Genomic DNA, 18381 nt, shown 5'->3' on the forward strand with positions numbered 1-18381 from the left:
CGCTCGGCGGCCCCGTCCGGCCGCGCCCGCGGCGCAGTGGAAAGCTTGATAGGGTCGTGTGCCGTATTGTGTCGTATGGAACAAAACGTCGGTGCGACGGACAAGCTCGTCAGGACGGCCGTCGGCGCGGTCGCCGGTGCCGTCTCGATAGCGACGCTCGCGGGCGCCGCGCCGCTTCCGGCCCTCGCGGCGCCGGTGCTCGGCGTCGTCGCGCTCGCGATGCTCGCGACCGCGGCGACGGGCACCTGCGGCCTCTACGCCCTGCTCGGCTTCAGCACCTGCCCCGCGGACGGGCGGGCCTCCCGCTGACGCCGGGAAGGAGATTCCCTATTTCTCGCCAGCGTGGCCTCGTAGCTGTCGATCTGCGCCGTTCTGGCGGAGGGCTCAAGTGGCCGCGAGCCGTTATCAATCGCGTGTTCGACAGCCATCCGAGCCGACGGCGTCTCGCGGCGGACCGTGCCGCGGATTCGACCGAGGTGAGCGCCGCGTGAGCGACGCTCCGACGGTCCTCGTGATCGGCGGCGGCGCGACGGGGACGGGGATCGCCCGCGACCTCGCGATCCGCGGCGTGGACACCGCGCTCGTCGACCGCGGCGGGCTCGGCGGCGGCACCTCCGGGCGCTCGCACGGCCTCCTCCACAGCGGGGCCCGGTACGCCGAGGCCGACGCCGAGGGCGCCCGCGAGTGTATCGAGGAGAACCGGACGCTCCGGTCGATCGCCGGGGCCTGCGTCCGCGACACCGGCGGCCTGTTCGTCCGCCTCGCCGGCGACGACCCGGACTATCTGGAAGAGAAGATCGCCGCCTGCGAGGAGATCGGCATCAAGACCGAGCGGTTGGACGGCGACGCCGCCCGCGAGGCGGCCCCGGGGCTCGCGGACGAGGTCGAGGAGGCGTTCCGCGTCCCCGACGGCGTCATCTACCCGTCGCGGCTGGTGGCCGCCAACGCCGCCGACGCCGAGCGCCACGGGGCGGCCGTTCACCCGCACGCGCCGGTGGAGGACGTGACGGTCAGCGACGGCGCGGTCGACTCGGTCCGCGTCGGCGGCGCGGTCGACGCAACGCTCTCGCCCGAGGTCGTCGTCAACGCCACCGGCGCCTGGGCGGACTCGATCGCCGAGATGGCCGGCGTCGAGGTCGGGATGGCGCCGAGCCGCGGCGTGATGGTTTCCGTGGAGTACGACGGGCTCGGCCCGGTGTTGAACCGGTGTCGCGACCCCGACGACGGCGACATCGTCGTGCCCCACGACGGCGAGGTCGTGCTGGGGACGACGAGCGTCCCCGTCTCCGACCCGGACGACTACGAGACCGCCGACTGGGAGATCGAGCGCTCCGTCGAGGAGTGCGCCGCGATGCTCCCCGCGGTCGCCGACGCGCCGACCGTTCGGACCTGGTGGGGCGTCCGCCCCCTCTACGCGCCCGACGAGGCGGGCTCGGACCGACGCGGGATCTCCCGCGGGTTCACGCTGCTCGACCACGAGCGCGACGGCGCCGCCGGCCTCTACAGCGTCGTGGGCGGGAAGCTGACCACCTACCGGCAGATGGCCGAGACCACCGCCGACCGCGTCTGCGAGCGGCTCGGGGTCGACGCCGCCTGCGAGACCGCCGGCGAGCCGCTCGCGCACGCCGACGACCCCGAGCGGCTGGACGAGCTGGTCGCCGAGTACGGCGGCGCGAACCCGACCGACGCCGACGTGGTCGGCGCGCCGACGGACGACTGAACCGGGGCTGGGGATCCACCGCGGACACGCCTCCGCGCCCCCGGGTCGACCCGGGGTTCGAGGCTGAACCACGGGGTTGAGGCCCCGCCGGCGAGACCGATCGGTATGCCAGTCGCGACGGTCGGCGAGACGGCGACCAACGAGGTATCGGTGAGCGAGGAGACGATCGAGGCGTTCGCGGAGCTCTCGGGCGACGAGAACCCGATCCACCTCGACGACGAGTACGCCGCCGAGACGATGTTCGGCGGCCGCGTCGCGCACGGGATGCTCTCGGCAGCGGTCGTCTCCGGCGCGCTCGCGGGGCTTTCCGGCGATATCGTCTACCTCTCGCAGGAGCTGTCCTTCGAGAAGCCGGTGTTCCCCGGCGAGACGGTCGAAGCGAGCGTCAGCGTCATCGACGACCTCGGCGGCGACCGGCTCGCGGTCGAGACGACCGCGACCGTCCCCGAGCGCGACGAGCGCGTCCACTCGGGGGAGGCGGTGGTGCTGTCGGTACCGCACGGCGACGAGTAACGAGCCGCCGCAGCGGCCGACAGGTCGGTTACCCCCGCCACCGGAGCACGGTCGCCGACCAAGTGTAGCCGGTGCCGGCCGCGAGCAGGCAGACGAGGTCGCCCGGCTCGAGCCGGCCCGTCTCGACGCCGGCCTCCAGCGCGAGCGCCTGGTCGACGCTCTGGACGTGGCCGTACTCGTCGAGGTAGTAGCCGTCGCTCGCGGGGTCGAGTCCGAGCTCGTCGAGGACGCGCTCGTGGAACGACCGCTTCATGTGCGTCAGCGCGACGTAATCGAGGTCGTCGCGCTCGAACCCCGACCGCTCTAGGGCTTCGTCGGCGACCGAGAGGTACGCGGGCAGCGACACCGGGCCCAGCCGCTCTTTCATCCCCTCGGGGTCGGGCACGTCGAGGGTGTGGAGCCCCTCGCGGACGGTCTCCTCGCTCGGCGGGCGCTTCGACCCGCCCGCCGGCATCACCACGTCGTCGGCGAACGAGCCGTCGGTCTCGGCCGCGCTGGCGTGAACCGTCGCCCGGGCGCGACCGCCGAAGGGGGCGGCGTCGCTCGATTCGTCGCCGTCGGCCGTTGCGTCGGAGTCCTCGCCCTCATCTGCCGCCTCGACGACGAGCGCGCTCGCGCCGCTGCCGAAGTTGAACATGAAGGAGCTGTCCTCGTTGCCGTAGTCGACGAGGTCCTCCTCGCGGCTGGCGGCGACGAGCAGCGCCGCGTCTATCGGTTCCGTCTCCAGTTGCGCGGTCACTTGCCGTAACGCGATCGGCGCGCCCGCACAGAGCGTGTAGCTCTCGGTGGCGTAGGCGTTCGTCGCTCCGATCCGGTCGGTGATCGCCGCCGCCGCCGACCAGACGACGTGGTCCTTGTACTCCGAGCCGTGGTAGACGACGACGTCGAGGTCGGTCGGGTCCACGCCCGCGTCCGCCAGCGCGGCCTCGGCCGCCTTCACCGACATGTCGGTGGCGTGGTCGCCGCCCGGCGGACAGACGCGCTTCTCGCGGACGCCCATCTTTTCGACCACGACCTCCTCCGGGATGCCGCTCTCGGCGGCGATCGCTTCGCCGGTAACGGTGTCGTCGGGGACGTACGTCCCGAGTCCGGTGATCCCGACCGTCATGCGTCTCCTCCGTGCCGCGTTCGGTCCGTCTCGTCGCGCTCCGTCCGGTCCGTTCCGTTGTGTCGCGTTGGTTCGATCATGTGTCGTGTGAGAGTCGCGGGCGGTCGCGTCGAGCGTGCGCCACGGCGCCCGCGGAGCCGCGGGCCCGCGACGCTACCGGAGGTAGCGCCGCAGGTGGTCCGGGAGCCGCTTCCCGACGGTGCCGCCGAGCCGGTCGCGCAGGGTGCCGAGGATGCCGTTCGGGACGAACAGCACGAACAACACGAAGACGATCCCGAGGTACAGCGGGGCGCGTCCGTCGACCGCGGTGTTGACGAACAGCTCTAAGCTGACCCCGAAGAGGTCGGCCTGGAGGACGCTCTCCGGGAGCCCCTCGCGGAGCAGCGTCGCGATCCCGCCGCTCTCGGTCGAGAGGACGTCCTCTAACCCCTGGTTGAACAGGGTCCCGTACACCGGGCCGGCGAGGGTGCCGAACCCGCCGACGATCGTCGTGATCAGCGCGTCGGCGGTGACGAGGAAGTAGAACGTCCCGTCCGGCGCGACCGACCGCGAGTAGGCGGCGAAGATCCCGCCCGCGATGGCCCCGAAGAAGCCGCTAACGGCGAACGCGGCCAGCTTGAACCGGTAGGTCGCGTAGCCGACGGCGCGGGCCCGCTCCTCGTTCTCGCGGATCGCGATCATCACGCGCCCGAACGGCGAGTGGAGGATCCGCTGCATCGCGAAGTAGCAGACGACGACGACGATCCCGAGCGCGTAGTACGAGACCACCGTCGCCGAGAGGTCGATCCCGAGCCCGAGCAGGTTCTCGACGCTCTCGCCCGTGAGCCGCCCCACGTCGAGGCTCAGCGCGTCGACGTACGGGACGCCGATCGCGAGCGCGTCGCCGCTCACCGTCGCGCCCTCTGTCGGGTTCGTCGAGACGTACCCCCACGAGCGGATCAGCTCGTAGATCACCTGCGCGAACCCGAGCGTGATCATCGCGAAGTAGACGCCCGTGAGCCGGAACGACACCGACCCGATGACGAGCGCGAGCAGGCCGGCCAGCGCGGCGCCCAACAGCAGCGTTATCATGAACGGGGTCCCTTCGGGAACGCCCGGGACCTGCCCGTTCGCGGCGAGGACGACGAAGTACGCGCCCGTGCCGTAGAAGGCCGCGTGGCCGAACGAGAGGTAGCCGGTGTAGCCGCTGACGAAGTCGAAGCTCATCGCGAACAGCCCCATGTACAGCACCACGACCATGAACGTGATCGCGGGGAGGAACGCCTCGGCGAACGGGGCCGCCGGCGTCGCGAGCAGCGCCTCGTAGGCGAGCGGGTACAGCAGGAAGCCGACGATCACGGCCGCGTGAACGGCGTGGTCCCGCAGGTACTCGCGGAGACCGCCGGTCGCGGTCGACGGCGGGATCGGGTCCGCCTCGTCGACGGGGGCGTCTGACTCGGTCTGCACGTCCGCGTCGGCCGGAGCGTCCGCGTCGGCGGGGGAGTCGGGGTCGCTAATGGCCCCCCACCTCCTCGACGCCGTAGAGCCCCTGCGGGCGGATGATAAGCATCACCACGAGCAGGAGGAAGATGGTCACCTCGGAGAGGCCGGGGAAGGTGACGATCCCGGTGGTGAACAGCCACGTCGTCACCGAGTCGGCGACGCCGACGATGCCCGCCGCGACGAGCGTCCCGGTGAAGCTCCCCAGCCCGCCGATGATGACGACGACGAACGCGTACAGCAGTACGTCGATGCTCAACAGGACGCTGGGGCCCCAGATCGGGTCCCACATCAGCAGCACGCCGCCGACCGCGGCGAGCCCGGTGCCGACGCCGAACACGACGGTGAACGCCTGCCGCACGTCGATGCCGAGCGCCTGGACCATCTCGGTGTCCTCGCTGCCGGCGCGGATGTAGAGCCCGTACAGCGTCTTCGTCAGGAACGCCCACACCGCGACCGCGACGACCGCGCCGATCGCGATCTCGAAGAGGTACAGCCGCCTGACGCCCACGCCGAACAGCTGGGTCCGGCCCAAGAGCACGTCCGGGGCGGTGGCCATCGGGGCCTGCCACTGCGGGTCCGGCTGGATCCCGCGGAGCGTCAGGATGATCCGGGCCAGCTCCTCGATAATGAGCGAGACGCCGAAGGTCAACAGGATCTGGTAGGTGGGCGTGCGGTCGTAGATCGGTCGGATCAGCGCCACTTCCATCGCGCTGCCGGCGGCTGTCGTGACCGCGAACACCAGCGCCAGCGCGACGAAGAAGACGAGTATCGTCGCGAGCGTCCCGGTGTTCGCGCCGACGACCAAGACGAGCACGAGGCCGCCGAGGTACGCGCCGACCATCGCGACCGCGCCGTGCGCGAAGTTGAGGACGCCCATCAGCCCGAAGACGAGGGTCAGCCCGACCGCGATGGTGAAGTACACCGCGCCCTTGCCGATCCCCTCAGCGAGCACGCGGGCGGCCGTCTGAAGCCCGTCGACCGCGCCGCCCGTCGCGAGCAGCGCGCTCGGGTCGAGCAGCGGCGCGAACTGCGGGAGGGCCGCCGCGAGCGTTCCGGGGGTCATGCGGTGAGGTACCTCCGGATTCGCTCGTCGTCGCTCGTGACGCCGGCGGTCTCGCCCTCCTCGACGACGACGCCGTGGTCGACGAGGTAGAACCGGTCCGCCAGGTCCATCGCCAGCCGGAAGTTCTGCTCGACTAAGACCATCGTCGTGTCCGCGGAGGCCGCCCGGAGCGCCTCGACCACGTCCTCGACGATCTGGGGCGCGAGCCCCTCGCTCGGCTCGTCGACGAGCAGCAGGTCGTTGTCGCCGACCATTCCGCGGGCGATGGCGAGCATCTGCTGTTGCCCGCCGCTGAGGTCGCCCGCCTCCTTGTCGGCGAAGCGGTCGAGCGCCGGGAACAGCTCGTAGGCCTCCTCGATCCGGGCGCCCGGGTCGGCCGCCGAGTGCGCGGCGACGCGGAGGTTCTCCTCGACCGTGAGGTGCGAGAACACGCGGCGCTCCTCCGGGACCCAGCCCATCCCGCGGGCGGCGATCTCGTGGGGCTCCATCCCCGTCACGTCCGTCCCGCCGAACCGGACCGTCCCCTCGCGGGGCGGCGTCAGTCCGAGCGCGGTGCGGAGCGTCGTGGTCTTCCCGACGCCGTTGCGTCCGACCAGCGCGACGATCTCGCCCTCCTCGACCGACAGCGAGAGTCCCTGAAGGATGTGGCTCTCGCCGTAGTACGTGTGGACGCCGTCGAGTTCGAGGGCCGTCACCGCGGCTCACCCCCGGCGCTCGCGCGGCGACCGCCGTCGGCCGCCGCGTCGCCGTCGCGGTCGGCGGCGCCGTCGCCCTCCTCGGTGCCGTCGCCGTTCCCCGCCGCTGTCGCCGAGTCGTCTTCGGAGCCCTCGCGGCCGTACCCGCCGAGGTACGCCTCCTGGACGGCCGGGTCGCCGCGCACGTCCTCGGGCGGGCCGTCGGCGATGAGCTCGCCGCGGTGGAGGACGGCGATCCGGTCGGAGATGTCCATCACCACCTCCATGTTGTGTTCGATGAGCATCACCGAGTGGTCCTCCGCCACGTCCTCGATCAGTTCGACGACCTCGTCGACGCCCTCGCTCGACACGCCGGCGGTCGGCTCGTCGAGCAGCAGGAGGTCGGGGTCGCCGGCGAGCGCGACGCCGATTTCCAGGCTGCGCTTCTCGCCGTGGCTCAGGTTCTCCGTGACGGTCTCTGCCTCCGCCGCGAGCCCGATCCGTTCGAGGATCGCGGTCGCCTCCGCGTAGTGCTCCTCGAAGTCGGCCACGTTGCGCCACAGCTTCCAGGAGTCGTTCCCGCGGCTCGCCTGCGCGGCGACGCGGACGTTCTCCAACACCGTCAGCGTCGGGAACAGGTTCGTGATCTGGTACGACCGGTGGATCCCCGCGAGCGCCGTCTCGTCCGGCGAGGCCGCGGTGATGTCGAGCGCCGAACCGCTCCCGTCCGTCCCCGCAGCGCCGCCCGCCGGGTCGAAGCGGATGCGTCCGTCGGAGGGCTCTAACACGCCCGTGAGCAGGTTGAAGAACGTCGTCTTCCCCGCGCCGTTCGGGCCGATGATCGAGCAGAGCTCGCCGGCCTCTAACGCGAAGTCGACGCCGTCGACGGCGGTGATGCCGCCGAAGCGCTTCGTGAGCCCCTCGGTCTCCAGCAGCATCACAGCGAGCAGCTGGCGTCCGATTCGGGGACCATCACGTCCTCGGCGTCGAGGCGTTCGAGCGGCTCGCCCGGCATGATGGGCGCGCCCCAGGTGTCGGCGTACTCGTCGCTGGTCGGGACCGGCCACGCGACCGTCATCTGCGAGGCAGCCTGGTTGTTGTGCTCCTGGAACGTGTACCCGTTCTCGCCCTTCGGCGTGTCCGTGACGGTCATCCCGCGCAGCGCATCGGCGATGTCGGCGCCGTCCGCGGAGCCGGCCTCCGAGACGGCCTGCGACAGCGCCGAGGCCGCGGTGAAGGTGCCGGAGCTGAACAGGTCGGGGACGATGCCGTACGCGTCGACGTGCATCTGCCGGAACTCCTCGTTGATCGGGTTCTCGTACTGGTTCCAGTGGTACCGGCTGGTGAACGGGCCGAGCCCGGCGTCTTTGATGTCCTGCGCGGTGAAGTCCTCGCCGAGCGCCGACTCGATGGTGCCGCCGATGAGCTGCGTCGTCAGCAGGGCCGCGAACCCGCCGAACACCTGGACGTCGTAGGAGATGGCCGAGGTGAGGAACTGCGGCAGCGTCGACGCCGTGAAGCCGCCGACGACGCCCGACGCGCCGTCCGAGACCGCCTGCTCGAAGAGGCCGTCGAACTCGGAGTAGCCGACCTCGACGAACCGCGGCTCCAGCACGTTGACCCCTTGGTTCTCTAAGACCTGCGTGTAGTTGCTCGCGACGCTCTGTCCGAACGCGTTGTCGGACGCGAACACGGCGACCGTGTCGATGTCGAAGTTCTCCGCGACGTAGGTCCCGCCAGCCCGCGCGTCCATCGCGGTGTGCTCGCTCGCGCGGAACGCGAGCGGGTGGCAGAACTCGTCGCTCACCGTGATGCCGGCGTCGGCCGCGGGGCCGATCAGGTAGGGCACGTCCGTCTCGTCGACGACGGTGTTGATGATCCGGCGCGCGCTGTCGGAGGAGGTCCCCCCGAACAGGATGTCGACCTCCTCGTCCAAGACGAGGTCCGTCGCGACGCTCTGGGCCGTGTCCGGGCTGAACTGCGTGTCCTCGACGATGATCTCGTAGGTCGGGCCGCCGTCGGGCTCGACCGTGTACGTCCCCGGCGTCGCCTCCTGGATCGGGTCGAGGTCGTGTTTGTACGCCAGCCCGGAGTAGAACCCGCGGAGGCTGATCTGCCCGTAGTACTGGAGGTCGCTCGAGGTCGGCTGGAGCGCCCCGATCCGGACCGTCTCGTCGGAGAGGTCGGCGCCGCCGGAGCCGTCCCCGCCGTCGGAGCCGTCGGAACCGTCCCCGCCGCTGCCGCCGGAGCCGTCGCCGCCGTCCGACCCGTCCCCGCCGTCTCCGCCCCCGGAACAGCCGGCCAGGCCGGTCAGTCCCGCCGCGCCGACCGCGGCGCCGGTTCCTCGCAGGTACGACCGCCGTGTGTGTTCGTCTCGCATACACCATCCGAGGACGACCACCATCATCAAGGGCCGAGTTAAGATGTTAACAGTCCGCTCGGATTCGGCAGAATACGCCGGAAAACCGGGCTGAAACCAAGGTTTCCGAACGGCGCGCCGTGCGATCGGTCCCCGCCGATCCCCCGCGTCGGCGGGTCGCTTCGGCGGCTACTCCAGTCGGTCGAGCGCGGCGACGACGCTGCGGAGCAGCTTCTTCTCGCCGCGGCGCATGTTCTTTGAGACGGCCGCAGTCGAGACGTCGAACTCGTCGGCGAGCGTCGACAGCGTCGCCTCGCGGGGCGACTCGAAGTACCCGGCGTCGGCCGCCGACTCGATGGTCTCGCGCTCGACGTCGGTCAGGTCCCGACACGCCTCCAGCATCGTCGAGGCCGCGTTCGCGTTCCGCATCGTGTCGAACAGCGCCTCCATCGAGAGCTCCGAGCGGTCCTCCACGACGAACTCGTTGCCCTTCTCTAAGTCGTGGAGCGCCGCCTCCGTCGTCGCCTCGTCGTCGAAGCCGACCTGCCACTGCTCGGAGCCGTCCTCGATGAGGAAGGGGCCGGTAATGTAGCCGCCGTGGTCCGTTATCGTCGACATCGCGTTCGTCTCCTCGATGACGGTCCGGATGATCGCGGTCCCGTCCTCCTTCGAGAACAGGCGGTACTCGGCCATGTTCTCGTGGTCGCGGAGCGCCGAGAGCCCCTCCCCGAGTTCGTACCGGTCCGACGACTCGACGAGCAACCGCGTCTCCAACTGCTCCGCCGCCGTGTCCAACTGCCAGTGCATGGCCGAGAAGGAGACGTCGTGGTCGGCGGAGGTGTCGATGAACGGGCAGTCGAACTGCTCCATATCCATCGTGACGTCGAGCATGCCCCGTCCTTATCCCCTGCGTATATAATGGTTGTTCCTGTGGGTTACGGCGCCGTCAGCCACCGAACCGCTCTTTCAGCGCCGCGCGGTCGATCTTCGAGGGCCCCGAGGTCGGCATCTCGTCGACGAAGGCCAGCTCCTTCGGCACCGCGTACCGGGCGACCCGCGAGGCGAGGTGCGACTCCACGTCGCCGAGCGTGAGCGACTCGTCGCCGACGAGGATCGCCTTCCCGACCGTCCCCCACCGGTCGCTCGGGACGCCGATCACGACCGCCTCCTCGATCCCCGGGTGATCGGTGAGCGCGTCCTCGACCCGGGGCGGGTAGACGTTCTCGCCGCCGGAGACGAACATGTTCTTCTTCCGCCCCTCGATGTGGTAGTAGCCGTCCTCGTCGACGCGCGCGAGGTCGCCGGTCGACACCCAGTCGCCGAACGTCTCGGCGGTCTCAGCCGGCTCGTTCCAGTAGCGGTCGGCCGCGGCCGGGCCCGCCAGTTCGAGTTCCCCGACCGTCCCGTCGGGGACGGGGCCGTCCTCGTCGACGACGCGCGCGTCGACCGCGAGCGCCGGCACGCCGACGCTGGCGGTCTTCTCCTGCGGGAACCCGTCGGGCATCGCGAAGTTGTTCGGCCCGCACTCGGTGAGCCCGTACCCCTGCGATATCTCGACGCCGCGGTCGCGCCACGCCGCGATGACGCTCTCCCGACAGGGGCCGCCGCCGCTCTTCACGAACCGGAGCGAGGAGAGGTCGGTGTCCTCGAACTCGTCGTGGCGGGCCATCATCCGCAACACGGCCGGCACCGCGACCAGCGTCGTCGCCGACTCGCGCTCCACGTCGCGCAGCACGCGGCCGGGGTCGACCTCCGGACTCAGCAGGATGCGCCCGCCCATCTGGAAGAAGGGGACCGTGAGCACGTTCCACCCGCCGGTGTGGAACATCGGGAACACCATCGGGGTCACGTCGTCCTCGCGGAGCCCCCAGGCCGTGATCGTGTTGAACGCGTTCCAGCGCATCGCGCCGTGGCTGATCACCGTCTCCTTCGGCGTCCCCGTCGAGCCGCCGGTGTGTAAGAAGAGGTGCGGGTCCGCGAGCGACACCTCCGCGGTCTCGACCGGCGACCCGTCCGCGGGCAGGTCCCGCGTGTACGACCGCCACGCGTCGTCGCCGTCGGTCGGGATCGACCTGACGGCCGGCTCGACGTCGGCGCGCTCCAAGGCGTCGATGACGTCGCCCTCGAACGGGGTCTCCACGAGGAGGAGTTCCGGGTCGACCGTCCCCAACACTGCCGACAGGTCGCGCTCCGCGAGCCGGTGCGAGAGCGGCGCGAGGACGGCGCCGGTCTTGCCGGTCGCGAAGAACAGGTCGACCAGCTCGACGCGGTTCCGCGAGACGACGGCGACGCGGTCGCCCGCCTCGACGCCGATCTCGCGGAGGAACCGAGCGGTGCGGTTGGCGCGCTCGTCCAGTTCGGCGTACGTGTACTCGGCGTTCGCGGCCGTGTCGGTGACCGCGACGCGGTCCGGCGAGAGCCGCGCGCGCCGCGCCGACAGCGAGCCGACCCACTCGTACGCCCGGTCGCCGTGCGGGTGCGGTCGCGGGTCGGCACCGCTCTCCGCCGCGCGGTCGTCGCCCCGCGGGTCGTCTCCGGTCGCCATCTCAGGCGACCCCGCCGAGGAACGACCGGACTCGCTCGTTGACGCGCTCGCGCTCCTCGACGAAGAAGAGGTGCGGCCCGCCCTCGAACCGCTCGACCTCGGCGTGCGGGAGCAGCTCCGCCAGGAGGTCGGCGTTCTCGACCGGGAGGACGCGGTCCGCGGTCCCGTGGAGGACGAGCGTCGGCACGGACAGGTCGTCGAGCCGGTCGCTCGCGTCGAACGCCGCCACCGCGGCCGCCTGCGCCTCCCGGCCCGTCGGCGTCGCGTCGCCCGCGAGCCGCCAGTCGACGATCCGGTCGACGAGGTCGGGCTCGCGCTCGTAGAATCCGTCCGAGACGGCCGGTTCCATCAGGTAGCGGATCCGTTCCCGGGGGTCGGCGTCCTCGGGCGCCGAGAAGATGTGTTCTTGGACCGCCGGCGGCGTCGGCGTCGCCTCGTCGCCGCCGGGCGACGTACACAGCAGCGTCAGCGACGCGACCCGGTCGTCGGCGAGCGCCAGTTCCTGCGCGATCATCCCGCCCATCGACGCGCCGCAGACGTGGGCCGCGTCGACGCCGCGGTCGTCGAGGACCGCGGCCGCGTCGGCCGCCATCTCGGCGACCGTGTACGGCCCCTCGGGCACGTCCGAGTCCCCGGTGCCGCGGTTGTCCGGACGGAGCACCTCGTAGTCGTCCGCCAACGTCTCGGCGAGCCACCGCCACATCCACCGGCCGTACCCGAGGCCCTCTAAGAGTAGCACGGTCGGTCCGTCGGGGTCCCCGTCGACGGCGTAGTCGATCGCCACGCCGTCCCGTGTCACGCTTGGCATAGCAGGAACGACCACGGGGTCCTCCATCAATCCGGGCGTTAACGTTTCAACCACCCTCGCCCAAGCGGGCGTTTTTCGCCGATTCACCGCTGCCTCGGGACCCCCGAACGCTCGCGGGCACACACTCAAGTCCGTCGGGGATGACTGCCACGCATGGATACCGCCAACTTCCTCTTCGTCTCGGCCGACGCGGCGCTGATAACCGACCTGGCCTGGCAGGTCCACCGCGAAGGCCACGACGTGAAATACTACATCGAAGCCGAGAGCGACCGCGAGATCGGCGACGGGTTCGTCCCGAAGACGGACGACTGGCGCGCGGACGTGGAGTGGGCGGATGTCGTCGTCTTCGACGACATCTGGGTCGGTTCCGACGTCGGGACGGGCGAACTCGCAGAGGAGCTCCGTGAGAAGGGGAAAGCCGTCGTCGGCGGGACGCCGAACACCGACCGCCTCGAAGAGGACCGCGGCTACGCGATGGAGGTCCTCGAAGAGAACGGTGTGAACACCGTCGAGCACCACGTCTTCGACAGCTTCGACGCGGGGATACGGCACGTCCGGGAGCACCCCGCCCCGTACGTGATCAAACCGCTCGGCGAGGTCCAGAACGTCAAGCGCTTGCTGTACGTCGGGAACGAGGACGACGGGAGCGATGTCGTCGACGTGTTGACGGCGTACAAGAAGGCGTGGGGGCACCGCATGAAGGGGTTCCAGCTCCAGCGAAAGGTCGAGGGCGTCGAAGTCGCTATCTGCGGGTTCTTCGACGGGAACGAGTTCATCGACCGGGTCAACTTCAACTTCGAGCACAAGAAGCTGTTCCCCGGCAACATCGGTCCCTCGACCGGTGAGATGGGTACCTCCATGTTCTGGGCGGGGCGGAACCGACTCTTCGAGGAGACCCTCGGGAAGATGGAGGGGTGGCTCGCCGACGAGGGGTACGTCGGGAGCATCGACATCAACTGTATCGTCAACGAGACCGGCATCTACCCGTTGGAGTTCACGCCGCGGTTCGGGTACCCGACCATCGCGCTTCAGGAGGAGTCTATCGAGTCGTCGACGGCCGCGTTCTTCCGTGACCTCGCGCGCGGCGACAAGCCGGAGGTAGCGGTTCACAACGGGTATCAGATCGCCGTGCGAGTCGTCCTGCCGCCGTTCCCGTTCGACGACGAGAAGACGTACGACGAGAACTCGCGGAACGCGGCCGTCGTCTTCCAGACCGACGACCGCGAGGGGATCCACTTGGAGGACACGAAGCGGGTCGACGGCCAGTGGCGCGTCGCCGGCGAGAGCGGGATGCCAATCGTCGTCACCGGGAAAGGCGAGACGATGGGGGCGGCGCGCGAGCAGGCGTACGGCCGGATCGACGACATCGTGATGCCGAACCTGTACTACCGCGACGACATCGGCGAGCGCTGGATCGACGGCGACGGCGACCGCCTCCAGGCGTGGGGGTACCTTGGGCCGTGAGCCCGGAACGGCGCCGGACTCGCTGACACCGGTCGCCGCTTCGGCGGCTCGGCGGAGCCGGCCCTCGCCCTCCACGACTTTTTAACGGTCCGGACCACTACACGGGGTATGCCGAAGTATTCGACGGGCGGCGGCGGCGGCGGCGACGACGGCGACGCGTGCGAGCTCTGCGGCCGCGAGACCGCGGACCTCCGGAAGGCGACGGTCGCCGGCGCGAAGCTGCTCGTGTGCTCGAACTGCCGCCCCCACGACGACGCCGGGAACGCGCCCAGCGGTGGGTCACGCGGCGGGAGCGCCGGCGGCAGCCCCGGGGGCGCCGGCGGCGGCTCCGGCTCGGGCGCGACCGAGAGCCGGAAGAAGGAGCTCGCCCGCAAGCAGGCGAAGATGTACGACTCCGCGACCGGCGACTCGAAGCGCTGGGAGGAGGAGGGGACGAGCTACGAGGCGGACCGCCTCCCGTACCTCGTCTCCGGCTACGGCGACGTGGTCACCGAGGCGCGGCAGGACGCCGGGCTGACGGTCGAGGAGGTCGCCGCCGAGCTGGAGGTCGACGAGGACGACCTGCTCGCGGTCGAGGACGGGCGCGCCGCGACCGCCAACGTGGGCGGGTCGGTCGTGCGAGCGCTCGAAGAGCGGTTCGGCATCGACGTCGTCGACGAGTGACCCGCGCCGTCCCACCCGTCGCCGGGTCGACCCCGCGGACCGCGCGGGACGCGAGGCGCCGGGCATGAAGGCAATCAAGGACAGCGTCCACGGCCACGTCAGGCTCGGCGACCTCGCGACCGACCTCGTGGACACGCCGGCGTTCCAGCGGCTGCGACACATCAAACAGCTGTCCACGGTCCGCCTGGTGTACCCGTCCGCGAACCACACGCGGTTCGAGCACAGCCTCGGCGTCTACCACCTCGTGCGCCGCGCGGTCGAGGGGTTCGACCTCGACGCCGACACCGCGGCGCACGTCCGCGCGGCGGCGCTGCTCCACGACGTGGGCCACGGGCCGTACGGCCACCAGACCGAGGGGATCATCCGGCGCGCGACCGGCCGCGACCACGACGACGTCGCGTGGCTCCTCACCGACGCGGACCGCGAGGTGTGTCAGGTCCTCGAACGGAACGGGCTCGACCCCGAGCGCGTCGCCGCGCTGATCGACGGCGAGGGCGCGCTCGGCCCCCTCGTCTCGGGAGAGCTCGACGTGGACCGGATGGACTACCTCGTGCGCGACGCCCACCACACCGGCGTTCCGTACGGCACCGTCGACACCGGTCGGCTCGTCACCGAGCTCCGGCTGATCGGCGGCGACGGCCCCGGCGAGTCAGCCGACCTCGTCTTGGCCGAGGGGAACGTCGCCACCGCCGAGAGCCTGCTCGTCGCGCGGTCGCTGATGAACGCCGTCGTCTACCGCCACCACGTCTCCCGGGTCGCCGGCGCGATGCTGGAGCGCGCCTGCGAGCGGTACCTCGACCGCACGGGCACCGAGGTGGAGGCGTTCCGCGAGATGGCCGACCACGACCTCCTCGTCGAGCTCCGCGACCGGGTGCCGGCGCTCGGCGAGCGCATCGAGCGCCGCGACCTCTACAAGCGCGCGGTCTGGGCGGGGATCGACGAGGTGCCCGCGGGGACGGTCGACGCCGGCCGCGCCGAGGAGCGGGCGGCCGAGCGCGAGATCGCCGACGCCGTCGGGATCGACCGCGACGCGGTGATCGTCGACATCCCCTCGCGGCCGGCCCTCAAGGAGTCCGGGTCCGCCGTCGTCGTCGACGGCGTCCCGCAGCGGCTGGAGGACGCATCCGAACTCGTCGCCGGGCTCCGCGCCGCCGAGCGCCGCCGCTGGACGCTCGGCGTCTACTGCCCGGCCGAACGCGTCGAGCCGGTCGCCGACGCGGCGCGGGACGTGCTCGGACTCCGGGCCGCCGGGCGGCCCTCCGCCTGAACCCCGCGCCCGGCACCGTCGAGACGCCCGACCGACGGCGCCCGCCGCGGCCTCACTCCGCGCCCGGCCCCGGGACCGCCAGCACCGGCCGGTCCGCGTTCAACACCAGCGCCTGCGTCGTGCTGCCGAAGACGGCCTTCCCGGCCGGGCTCCGCTTCCGGCCCGACACGCAGATGAGGTCGGCGTCGACGTCGTCCGCGGCCGCGAGGAGCTCCTCGCTCGGGTCGCCGCTGGCCTCGTAGTGGACGCAGTTGATACCGGCGTCTTCGAGGATCTCTCGGGCGCGTCGCACGGTCCCGAGCTGGTGGACCGACGCGCCCTCCGGGTTGTCCTGGAAGACGTGACAGAGGTGTGCGGTCACCTCGTCGGGGTCGCCCGGCAGGCCGACGACGGCTTCGGCCTGTGCGCGCGCCCGCTGCTCCTCGTCGAGTCCGATCGCGACTAACACGTCGTACATACGCGACGGTTCGCGCGGTCGGGTAATAAATCGCGCCACGGATTCGCGGCCACCGAAAGCGGGTCGCGGCGAGGGCGAGACCGCGTCGCGGAGACTCACAGCCTTTTATCGGAAGCCGCCGAAGGCGAACGCATGATCACGGTCAAGGACACCGTCCACGACCACATCGAGATCGACGGTGTCGCCGCGGACCTCGTCGACACGCCCGCCGTCCAGCGGCTCCGGCACGTCAAACAGCTCGGCACGGTCCAGCTCGTCTACCCCTCCGCGAACCACACGCGGTTCGAGCACAGCCTCGGCGTCTACCACCTCGCGAGCCGCGCGCTCGACCACCTCGGGATCGAGGGGACCCGCGCCGACCGCATCGAGGCGGCGGCGATGCTCCACGACGTGGGGCACGGGCCGTTCAGCCACAACCTCGAGTCGCTCACGCACCGCCGGACCGGGAAATACCACGACGACGTCGACGAGCTGCTGGCGACGGGCGCGGTCGGCGACGTGCTGCGCGACCACGACCTCGACCCGGACCGGATCGCCGGGATCGTCGCCGGCGAGGGGCCGTACGCCGGGCTCGTCTCGGGGGAGCTCGACGTGGACCGGATGGACTACCTCGTGCGCGACGCCTACCACACCGGCGTCCCGTACGGCACCATCGACACCGAGCGGTTCGTCCGCGAGCTGACGTTCGTCGAGCGCGACGAGATCGCCGACAACGGGGGGGCCGACCGCGAGGGGCCGGAGCTCGTCTTGGACGAGGGGAACGTCCAGACCGCCGAGAGCCTGCTTTTGGCCCGGGCGCTGATGAACCCGGTCGTCTACACCCACCACGTCGCGCGCATCTCGAAGGCGATGCTGCGCCGCGCCGCGAGCGAACTCCTCGACGCGACCGCGACGACGGCCGCCGAGCTGCGCCGGATGGACGACCACGACTTCCTCGTCGCGATCCGCGACTGCCGCGCGACCGCCGAGCTGTCCCGTCGCTACGACGAGCGCGACCTCTACAAGCTGGCGGTGTGGGCCGAGTACGACGACGTCCCCGACCGCGTCCACGAGGCGGACCACGCCGCGGAGACCGCCCTCGAACGCGAGATCGCCGCGGAGGCGGGCGTCGCCCGCGACCACGTGATCCTCGACGTGCCCCTGGAGCCGACGATGCGCGAGTCCACCGCGCGCGTCACCGTCAACGGGGATATCCGACGCCTCGAACGCCAGTCGCCGCTCGTCTCCGCGCTCCGGACCGCGCAGCGCAACCAGTGGCGCCTCGGCGTGTACGCCCCCGAGCCGGCGACCGACCGCGTCGGCCGCGCGGCCGCGGAGGTGCTCGGCCTCGATCCCGACGGGCTCGTGACCGAGGTGCGCGGCGCGATGCCGACGACGCTCGACGAGTTCGAGTGAGGTTTATCCGCCCGCCGGGCGACGTGCCGCCGTGACCGACGCGCACCGCGAGAACCGTCGGCTCTGGAACGAGTGGAGCGACGCGTTTCAGGCGCTGTGGAACGCCGAGACCGACACCGATCCGCCGCCGGTCCCGACGCCGTTCGACCCGGACGGGCACGCGGCGACCGGCCCCGAGTTCCCGCCCTCGGCCGAGGGCGAGGCGGTCGTCGAGCTGGGCTGCGGCGGCGGCCAGGGGAGCGTCGGCACGGCGCTCGCGGGCGCCGACCGCGTCGTCGGCGTCGACATCTCCGAGGATCAGCTCCGCCACGCGCGGCGCCTCCGCGACCACTACGGCGTCGACGCGCGCTTCGTCCAGGGCGACGTGACTCGCCCGCCGCTGGCGAGCGACGCGTTCGACCTGGCGTTCTCGGAGGCCGCGTTCCAGCTGGTGGCGGACGTAGAGGCCGCGGTGCGCGAGGCGCGCCGCGTCCTCCGACCGGGCGGCACGTTCTACCTGGCCGTGATGCACCCGTTCCGAGAGCTGATCGACCCGGACGACGGCGCGCCGCGCCGCGGCTACCACGCGCCGCCGCGCCGCGAGATCGAGATCGACGAGTCGTACGACGCGGACTTGGTCGCGTTCGACCGCACCGTCTCCGACCTCCACCGCGCCCTCACAGACGCGGGGTTCGTCGTCGAGCGCCTCGTCGAACCGGAGCCCGAGGGCGGCGAGACGACGAGCGAGGGCGACGCCGCGGCGGCCGCCGAGCCGCGGGCGCTCCTCCCTGACACGCTCGGGTTCTGGGCGCGGCTCGACGCGCAGTGAGGCCGCCGGCGGACCCGCACCCGTGACGTTTTAACTCGGGCTGGCGACCCCCCGG

General features: G+C 71.4%; 18 protein-coding genes. 8 read left to right on the forward strand and 10 right to left on the reverse strand.

Annotated elements, in window-relative coordinates:
- The first annotated feature begins 75 nt into the window (after positions 1–75).
- The 3 genes from HPS36_RS12305 to HPS36_RS12315 all read left to right on the forward strand — a co-directional run bounded on the left by HPS36_RS12305 (position 76) and on the right by HPS36_RS12315 (position 2233).
- A complete protein-coding gene (locus HPS36_RS12305; protein ID WP_173230368.1) occupies positions 76–309 on the forward strand; it encodes a YgaP family membrane protein in 234 nt (77 codons plus the stop codon).
- A gap of 178 nt (positions 310–487) precedes the next feature.
- Positions 488–1720 (forward strand): FAD-dependent oxidoreductase, encoded by a 1233-nt coding sequence (locus HPS36_RS12310; RefSeq protein ID WP_173230369.1) that lies wholly within the window; start codon positions 488–490, stop codon positions 1718–1720.
- A gap of 105 nt (positions 1721–1825) precedes the next feature.
- Positions 1826–2233 (forward strand): MaoC family dehydratase, encoded by a 408-nt coding sequence (locus HPS36_RS12315; RefSeq protein WP_173230370.1) that lies wholly within the window; start codon positions 1826–1828, stop codon positions 2231–2233.
- A 28-nt stretch (positions 2234–2261) separates the two neighbouring features.
- Here the strand turns inward: HPS36_RS12315 and HPS36_RS12320 are convergent, their stop codons facing one another.
- The 9 genes from HPS36_RS12320 to HPS36_RS12360 all read right to left on the reverse strand — a co-directional run bounded on the left by HPS36_RS12320 (position 2262) and on the right by HPS36_RS12360 (position 12272).
- A complete protein-coding gene (locus tag HPS36_RS12320; protein ID WP_173230371.1) occupies positions 2262–3341 on the reverse strand; it encodes a 3-oxoacyl-[acyl-carrier-protein] synthase III C-terminal domain-containing protein in 1080 nt (359 codons plus the stop codon).
- 153 nt (positions 3342–3494) lie between these two features.
- The gene (locus tag HPS36_RS12325; RefSeq protein WP_173230825.1) at positions 3495–4679 is read right to left on the reverse strand and encodes a branched-chain amino acid ABC transporter permease; all 1185 of its coding nucleotides are present in this window, start codon (positions 4677–4679) and stop codon (positions 3495–3497) included.
- A gap of 154 nt (positions 4680–4833) precedes the next feature.
- Positions 4834–5886, reverse strand: coding sequence for a branched-chain amino acid ABC transporter permease (locus tag HPS36_RS12330; protein WP_173230372.1), 1053 nt, complete (start codon positions 5884–5886; stop codon positions 4834–4836).
- Positions 5883–6581: an ABC transporter ATP-binding protein gene (locus HPS36_RS12335; RefSeq protein ID WP_121564121.1), complete on the reverse strand. Its 699-nt coding sequence runs from the start codon at positions 6579–6581 to the stop codon at positions 5883–5885. The genes HPS36_RS12330 and HPS36_RS12335 overlap by 4 nt, the downstream gene beginning before the upstream one ends.
- Positions 6578–7498 carry an ABC transporter ATP-binding protein gene (locus HPS36_RS12340; RefSeq protein WP_173230826.1) on the reverse strand — a complete coding sequence of 307 codons (921 nt, stop codon included), beginning with the start codon at positions 7496–7498 and terminating at the stop codon, positions 6578–6580. The genes HPS36_RS12335 and HPS36_RS12340 overlap by 4 nt, the downstream gene beginning before the upstream one ends.
- Positions 7498–8940 (reverse strand): ABC transporter substrate-binding protein, encoded by a 1443-nt coding sequence (locus HPS36_RS12345; RefSeq protein ID WP_173230373.1) that lies wholly within the window; start codon positions 8938–8940, stop codon positions 7498–7500. Before HPS36_RS12345 ends, HPS36_RS12340 begins: the two co-directional genes overlap by 1 nt.
- A gap of 168 nt (positions 8941–9108) precedes the next feature.
- The gene (locus HPS36_RS12350; RefSeq protein ID WP_173230374.1) at positions 9109–9810 is read right to left on the reverse strand and encodes a helix-turn-helix domain-containing protein; all 702 of its coding nucleotides are present in this window, start codon (positions 9808–9810) and stop codon (positions 9109–9111) included.
- Between the two features lie 55 nt (positions 9811–9865).
- Entirely contained in the window at positions 9866–11464 is a 1599-nt protein-coding gene (locus tag HPS36_RS12355) for an AMP-binding protein (RefSeq protein ID WP_173230375.1), read from the reverse strand.
- Position 11465: 1 nt separating this feature from the next.
- Positions 11466–12272 carry an alpha/beta fold hydrolase gene (locus HPS36_RS12360; protein ID WP_173230376.1) on the reverse strand — a complete coding sequence of 269 codons (807 nt, stop codon included), beginning with the start codon at positions 12270–12272 and terminating at the stop codon, positions 11466–11468.
- A 153-nt stretch (positions 12273–12425) separates the two neighbouring features.
- Between HPS36_RS12360 and HPS36_RS12365 the strand changes: the two genes are divergently transcribed.
- The 3 genes from HPS36_RS12365 to HPS36_RS12375 all read left to right on the forward strand — a co-directional run bounded on the left by HPS36_RS12365 (position 12426) and on the right by HPS36_RS12375 (position 15666).
- On the forward strand, positions 12426–13736 hold the full coding sequence (locus HPS36_RS12365; RefSeq protein ID WP_173230377.1) for a phosphoribosylamine--glycine ligase: 1311 nt from the start codon (positions 12426–12428) through the stop codon (positions 13734–13736).
- 108 nt (positions 13737–13844) lie between these two features.
- Entirely contained in the window at positions 13845–14399 is a 555-nt protein-coding gene (locus HPS36_RS12370; RefSeq protein WP_173230378.1) for a helix-turn-helix domain-containing protein, read from the forward strand.
- Positions 14400–14463: 64 nt separating this feature from the next.
- Positions 14464–15666 (forward strand): HD domain-containing protein, encoded by a 1203-nt coding sequence (locus HPS36_RS12375; RefSeq protein WP_173230379.1) that lies wholly within the window; start codon positions 14464–14466, stop codon positions 15664–15666.
- 52 nt (positions 15667–15718) lie between these two features.
- Here HPS36_RS12375 and HPS36_RS12380 read toward each other — a convergent pair whose 3' ends face one another.
- Positions 15719–16123 carry a universal stress protein gene (locus HPS36_RS12380; RefSeq protein ID WP_173230380.1) on the reverse strand — a complete coding sequence of 135 codons (405 nt, stop codon included), beginning with the start codon at positions 16121–16123 and terminating at the stop codon, positions 15719–15721.
- Positions 16124–16255: 132 nt separating this feature from the next.
- Here HPS36_RS12380 and HPS36_RS12385 point away from each other — a divergent pair, with 132 nt between their 5' ends.
- Together HPS36_RS12385 and HPS36_RS12390 are read left to right on the forward strand one after the other, a co-directional pair.
- Positions 16256–17518, forward strand: a complete 1263-nt coding sequence (locus tag HPS36_RS12385; protein ID WP_173230381.1) for an HD domain-containing protein — start codon at positions 16256–16258, stop codon at positions 17516–17518.
- A gap of 31 nt (positions 17519–17549) precedes the next feature.
- Positions 17550–18326: a class I SAM-dependent methyltransferase gene (locus tag HPS36_RS12390; RefSeq protein WP_173230382.1), complete on the forward strand. Its 777-nt coding sequence runs from the start codon at positions 17550–17552 to the stop codon at positions 18324–18326.
- Positions 18327–18381: the final 55 nt, after the last annotated feature.

Origin of the sequence: Halorubrum salinarum, assembly GCF_013267195.1 — an archaeon.
In the GTDB taxonomy this organism is placed as follows: Archaea; Halobacteriota; Halobacteria; order Halobacteriales; family Haloferacaceae; genus Halorubrum; species Halorubrum salinarum.

Excerpts from the sequence above, each read along its gene's own strand:
- HPS36_RS12305 (WP_173230368.1), top strand. The coding sequence starts at position 76 with ATGGAACAAAACGTCGGTGCGACGGACAAGCTCGTCAGGACGGCCGTC.
- HPS36_RS12315 (WP_173230370.1), top strand. The coding sequence starts at position 1,826 with ATGCCAGTCGCGACGGTCGGCGAGACGGCGACCAACGAGGTATCGGTG.
- HPS36_RS12320 (WP_173230371.1), bottom strand. The coding sequence starts at position 3,341 with ATGACGGTCGGGATCACCGGACTCGGGACGTACGTCCCCGACGACACC.
- HPS36_RS12330 (WP_173230372.1), bottom strand. The coding sequence starts at position 5,886 with ATGACCCCCGGAACGCTCGCGGCGGCCCTCCCGCAGTTCGCGCCGCTG.
- HPS36_RS12340 (WP_173230826.1), bottom strand. The coding sequence starts at position 7,498 with ATGCTGCTGGAGACCGAGGGGCTCACGAAGCGCTTCGGCGGCATCACC.
- HPS36_RS12345 (WP_173230373.1), bottom strand. The coding sequence starts at position 8,940 with ATGCGAGACGAACACACACGGCGGTCGTACCTGCGAGGAACCGGCGCC.
- HPS36_RS12350 (WP_173230374.1), bottom strand. The coding sequence starts at position 9,810 with ATGCTCGACGTCACGATGGATATGGAGCAGTTCGACTGCCCGTTCATC.
- HPS36_RS12355 (WP_173230375.1), bottom strand. The coding sequence starts at position 11,464 with ATGGCGACCGGAGACGACCCGCGGGGCGACGACCGCGCGGCGGAGAGC.
- HPS36_RS12360 (WP_173230376.1), bottom strand. The coding sequence starts at position 12,272 with ATGCCAAGCGTGACACGGGACGGCGTGGCGATCGACTACGCCGTCGAC.
- HPS36_RS12365 (WP_173230377.1), top strand. The coding sequence starts at position 12,426 with ATGGATACCGCCAACTTCCTCTTCGTCTCGGCCGACGCGGCGCTGATA.
- HPS36_RS12370 (WP_173230378.1), top strand. The coding sequence starts at position 13,845 with ATGCCGAAGTATTCGACGGGCGGCGGCGGCGGCGGCGACGACGGCGAC.
- HPS36_RS12375 (WP_173230379.1), top strand. The coding sequence starts at position 14,464 with ATGAAGGCAATCAAGGACAGCGTCCACGGCCACGTCAGGCTCGGCGAC.
- HPS36_RS12380 (WP_173230380.1), bottom strand. The coding sequence starts at position 16,123 with ATGTACGACGTGTTAGTCGCGATCGGACTCGACGAGGAGCAGCGGGCG.
- HPS36_RS12385 (WP_173230381.1), top strand. The coding sequence starts at position 16,256 with ATGATCACGGTCAAGGACACCGTCCACGACCACATCGAGATCGACGGT.